Origin of the sequence: Coleofasciculaceae cyanobacterium (assembly GCA_036703275.1) — a bacterium.
Classification (GTDB): domain Bacteria; phylum Cyanobacteriota; class Cyanobacteriia; order Cyanobacteriales; family Xenococcaceae; genus Waterburya.
This window is the reverse complement of the sequence record DATNPK010000056.1, coordinates 1-4729: the sequence shown is the minus strand read 5'-3', so window position 1 is coordinate 4729 and position 4729 is coordinate 1. Positions and strand designations below refer to the sequence as shown.

General features: G+C 39.4%; 7 protein-coding genes. 5 read left to right on the top strand and 2 right to left on the bottom strand.

What is annotated here, in order from left to right; all coding sequences use genetic code 11:
• Positions 1 to 497: 497 nt before the first annotated feature.
• The 5 genes from V6C71_10105 (at position 498) to V6C71_10085 (ending at position 3547) form a co-directional block, all read left to right on the top strand.
• The gene (locus V6C71_10105) at positions 498 to 743 is read left to right on the top strand and encodes a WGxxGxxG family protein (GenBank protein ID HEY9768833.1); all 246 of its coding nucleotides are present in this window, start codon (positions 498 to 500) and stop codon (positions 741 to 743) included.
• Positions 744 to 847: 104 nt separating this feature from the next.
• Positions 848 to 1705: a hypothetical protein gene (locus tag V6C71_10100; protein HEY9768832.1), complete on the top strand. Its 858-nt coding sequence runs from the start codon at positions 848 to 850 to the stop codon at positions 1703 to 1705.
• 785 nt (positions 1706 to 2490) lie between these two features.
• A complete protein-coding gene (locus tag V6C71_10095) occupies positions 2491 to 2628 on the top strand; it encodes a hypothetical protein (GenBank protein ID HEY9768831.1) in 138 nt (45 codons plus the stop codon).
• Positions 2629 to 2667: 39 nt separating this feature from the next.
• The gene (locus V6C71_10090; GenBank protein ID HEY9768830.1) at positions 2668 to 2967 is read left to right on the top strand and encodes a hypothetical protein; all 300 of its coding nucleotides are present in this window, start codon (positions 2668 to 2670) and stop codon (positions 2965 to 2967) included.
• A 19-nt stretch (positions 2968 to 2986) separates the two neighbouring features.
• Complete coding sequence (locus V6C71_10085; GenBank protein ID HEY9768829.1) at positions 2987 to 3547, top strand: hypothetical protein; 561 nt, start codon at positions 2987 to 2989, stop codon at positions 3545 to 3547.
• A 198-nt stretch (positions 3548 to 3745) separates the two neighbouring features.
• Here the strand turns inward: V6C71_10085 and V6C71_10080 are convergent, their stop codons facing one another.
• Together V6C71_10080 and V6C71_10075 are read right to left on the bottom strand one after the other, a co-directional pair.
• Positions 3746 to 3967, bottom strand: coding sequence for a hypothetical protein (locus tag V6C71_10080; GenBank protein HEY9768828.1), 222 nt, complete (start codon positions 3965 to 3967; stop codon positions 3746 to 3748).
• Between the two features lie 113 nt (positions 3968 to 4080).
• On the bottom strand, positions 4081 to 4729 hold a 649-nt coding region (locus V6C71_10075; protein HEY9768827.1), incomplete at its 5' end, for a DUF1838 family protein.

Below are 4729 nucleotides of genomic sequence, written 5' to 3'. Positions count from 1 at the left end.
ATCGCGCCATCGCTTCCTGTTGCCTCAAATTGTGCCAAGTTTGCCCCGTCGTGTTTTTGAGCAATTTTGAGAACTTCTTTTCCTTTACCCTGCGGTACTTGAATCAGTAGTTGGCGCATTTTCTTTTGGCTCGATAATAATAATTAAGTGATTTTAAATCATTCATTGATTAATGTTTTTTGAGTGTTGAATGTTTTTAATATACCAGTCTCAGGTTTTAAAAATACTGGGAGCGATAACTCTTTTATATCACTTTCACAGCTAAATCTTTACGCTGATAGAATTACAGCCATTTCTTGATTTAATGCCCGTGTCCAAATCATCGCTCCTATGGTTTGCAGCGCTCGCTGTGCGGTTTTTCTCTAAATCTAATAAATCTAGTGCAACTATGTCTTAGGTAATAAATTCCATCACGCTGGCATATTTTCCCCGAGTTTTCCACTTTTCTAGCCGAACATTAGGGTGTAGAAATTTTATAAGTGGAAATTGAATTTATTATGAAACGTTTTAATTTATTCAAGACTCTTGGGGTCAGCCTTTTTTTATTAGGTATGACAATAACACCATTAGCTTTGCCTGTTTCTGCTCAAGGTACTCAACCAAATGAACCCACAGTAGTTTATGAAGATGAAGATAACGATTTTGATTGGGGTTGGTTAGGATTATTTGGTTTATTAGGTCTAGCTGGGTTAGCTAAAAAGAATCGTCAAGAACCAACCGCCTATAGAGATCCAAAAATCTAATGTGGCGAATCGCAGCAATTAATTATCAAGACAAAAAATTCTCAAGCAATTTTCCTAATAAGTAGAAATTACACGCGCATTAAAAAATATAAGGAGATTTCTAAATGCTACAAAAATCAAATAAGTTAATTAAAAGATTGTGGAGTCCTCAAGGAGGAGTATTCGCCCTCGCGCTGATGGCAGTAGTTCTCCCTGCTTGCAACAATAGACTCGAAGCAAATAATAGACCGACGACTCAGCCACCAGTGGCTCAACAGCAAGATAATAATGTTACGACAGAGGATGTTAGCGAAAATACTCAAGCTCTCATTGGTAAAACCGTAACTATTAGAAGCGAACCTCTCCAAGAAATAGGTACTAATGCTTTCACTGTTAATGACGAAGAATTTTTTGGTAGTGAACCAATTTTAGTTGTTAATTCTTCAGGAGAGCTTTTTACTTTCCCTGAAAATGATACAGAAGTACAAGTAACGGGTGAAGTTCGCAACTTGGTAGTAGCCGATCTCAACCGAGAATACGATTTGGACTTAGATCCAGATTTATATGTAGATTATGAGAATCGACCAGCAATTATTGCCCAATCGATCGCACCTGCACCTCAACCTGGAGAAATTGCCGAAAATCCTCAGCAGTATTACGGACAAGGTTTAGCTGTAACAGGCGAAGTAGAAAATCTTTACAACTCCAATACTTTTACCCTTGATGAAGATGAGTTGTTTGGTGGCAAAGACTTGCTGGTACTAGTTAGAAATGGTAACACAGCCAATACATCTGTTCAAGAAGACCAGACTGTAGCTGTAATTGGCGTACTTCGTCCTTTTGTGGCTGCCGATCTTGAACGAGAATACGATTTTAATTGGGATGAAGGCTTTGTAAGACAACTAGAAGCAGAATACAAAACTAGACCTGTACTTATTGTTGACCGCGTATACCAATCAGCAATTCCAGACGCAGCTAAATAAAGTCAATTTGACCGCTCAATTACAAAGCCGCATCGTTTGGTCTAAACTTGCGTAAACTCGGCACCGAGTAGAAGATATTTGAGCCGAAAAAAAGACCCAAATCAAGACGATAACTAAAGAGCTGGCTGCGCCATAACTAGAGCCAATGCTGCTATTACCGAGGTACAATCCAATTAAAAATTTGCTAATCATAAATAATAAAGCAGAGGTAGTGGCTCCAATCCAAATATTGCTCCAGGCAATATTAATATCGGGCAGCAGCTTATAAAGTAAGCAAATAACAGCGTTGTTCCCCCAATAGAAAAGATCAAATTAAGACTCTGCCCCAGTTGAATCCATTGTGGAAATAGGTGTCCGAAGAAATTAGCGATCGCAGCAAGTACAGTACTGATAAATCAGAGAAACTAGTAACAAAAAGCCAATAACTAAAACAATCGCGAAAGATAATAACCGTTTTTGCAAGAAGTTCTTAATATTTATGCCTGAGTTGGGTTGAACGTCCCAGATTGTATTGAGTGCCTGTTGTAATTGTCCGAAAATAGCCGATCTTTTAAGGGTATGTTTTTAAGATTTAGAAGTCGTGAGCAGTAAAATTACTATATGTGCAATTTCAAAAAGAGCGAGTGCAGTGAAGCAAAATCAACCGCAAGCCTATCAAGAATGGTTACGAGTAGTATATTAAATAAAGGCCCCATTTGAGTAAGCCACAAGCAGTAGTACTATCGATGTGGAGTTTTGCCATCGCGATGACTTATTCCTGTGGTTGATCGACGGTAACAGTTTTTTTGGCAGAGATTCTCGAGCAACCAGAAAATACGGTAAGAGAAAGATTAAGACAATGGTATTTTGGCAGCCGAGAAAAACAAGGAAGAAAACGTGGACAAATAGACATAGAGCAAAGTTTTGTACAATTGTTAAGTTGAATCTTAAATTGGTGGTCATCAGAAGAAAAAAGTCTGGTCTTGGCTGCGGATGCTTCGACTTTGGGTCAACGTTTCACTTTGCTATTAATTAGTGTAGTCTATCGAGGTTGTGGAATTCCTGTCGCCTGGAAAATAGTATCAGCACAAGAAAAAGGTAATTGGCAACCTTACTGGCTCAAACTACTGGAAAATATCAAGGATGGTGTTCCAGATGGCTGGTGGGTAATTGTAACCACAGATAGAGGTTTGTACGCTCCTTGGTTGTATGAAGCGAGCGCCTTTTTGGGTTGGCATCCATTTATGCGTATTAATACATCAAGGATATTATCGCTCTTGTGATCACGAACCATTCACACCTTTGTCAAAATTAGTTACTCAAGTGGGACAATCTTGGAGCGCAAAAGTTACTTGTTTTAAAACCAATAATCTATTTTGCACTCTTTTAGCTCAATGGGAATCTGGCTACTGTGACCCTTGGCTAATATTTACTGACCTCAACCCAGGGCAAACTCAAATTTGCTGGTATGGTATGCGTAGTTGGATTGAGTGTCTCTTTAAAGATCTTAAACGAGGTGGTTTAGGTTGGCATCATCCTAAAATGACTGACCCTGAGCCAGCAGAGCGTTTATGCTTGGCTATTGCTGTGGCTACTTTATTTTTAGTGAGTGTTGGTGGACAAGCCGAAGCTAATTTACCTCCAAGTAGCTTACCATTTTTGAGTGAAATGGCATCAGATACCGAGATGGTGGCAGAAAATCTACAACGCAGTTGTGTTGAATCTTTCTCTGTCACCACTAAATCGCCCCGATTATTAAGTTGTTTCCGACGAGGCTTTTTAGTGATTTTGGCATCTGTGATTAAAAGAATGCCTTTTCCAACTGGCAGCTTTATTGCCGATTTTTCTCCTGCCCCTGGATAAATCTTAAAAACATACCTTTGAAAGGGATAGCTATTCCCCTCGACAACGATTTTATAAGCACCAGTAATATTGTCTGTTTCCCAGTTAGGAAGCTGCGGATCGTCTGGTTGAAGTCGGATCGTCTGGTTGAAGTCGAATTTTAGTCTCTTTACTAACAAATTCGTAACGATAAAGTATCGGTTTGGCTTCTATAGCTTCTCAAGGTTGCAACCATAAAAGAATTAAATCGCTGTTTTCTATCGCTTCAGCCTGATGTGTTTGTTGTATAAGCCTTTCGATACTCGACTCTGATAAAAAATTCATGCCAAACTTTTGGCGCAATAGTAAAGGCGTGCGCTGTCTGACTTGAGTAGCCACAAAAAAATGCGATCGCGGTTGATGCCATCTTAAAAACTGTATGGGGGTAGGCGTTTCAGGCAAGAAAAGCCACTGGTAACAGCGTCGCTAATTTTAGCCCATATATCACAGTAATGCTGGTAGTAGTCACAAAGATTGATTTTTAAATTATTTCTGCTCTTGGGAGATCGCCTCTTCTAGTCTAAACATTGTTCCTCTTTTATCGGTGCTAGCAGTGGAAATTCTTCGCCCCGGAGATAGGCATCAAATTCTTCTTCAAATCGACTCCAGCTAGTGGCAATTGAACGCTTTAATCTACATGCAGGCGCATCACGATATAAAGGCAAGCGATGTTCAATCTGTTCTTTGATTGCTGGGTGTAAATCTTCAAACCTATCAGTTTTAGCACCTGTGTAGTTCAATACTAAAAAACCCGGTTTACCCTTCATTTTCATCCAAGGTTCCCAAGGTCCCATTCGATAGTAGGAAAGTGCTACAGTACGATTATCATTTTGATTGACTACTTCTTGTTCAAGCATCCTAGTCGGAAAAATAAATTTGTAGGAGTCTGATGCCCGCAGGTATTCTTCTGGGGAATAGTCAGTAAATTTCGGGTTTTTAGCGTATGGATTAGGAAGTTTAGTGTTGATATCGAGTGAAACAAAGGAAATTTCCGGAGCGATAAAAGCGCTAATTTGCTGTGGAATTTGAAATTCCTGATAGTCATAAGAGCGATGGATAACATTTATTGTTTCACCAGTCCAAGGGTTACGCCAATTTCGTAGAAGCTGACTTGTTTGTGGGTCAAGATAAAGGGAGAATTTACGGCTTACAAGTGTCCAACGT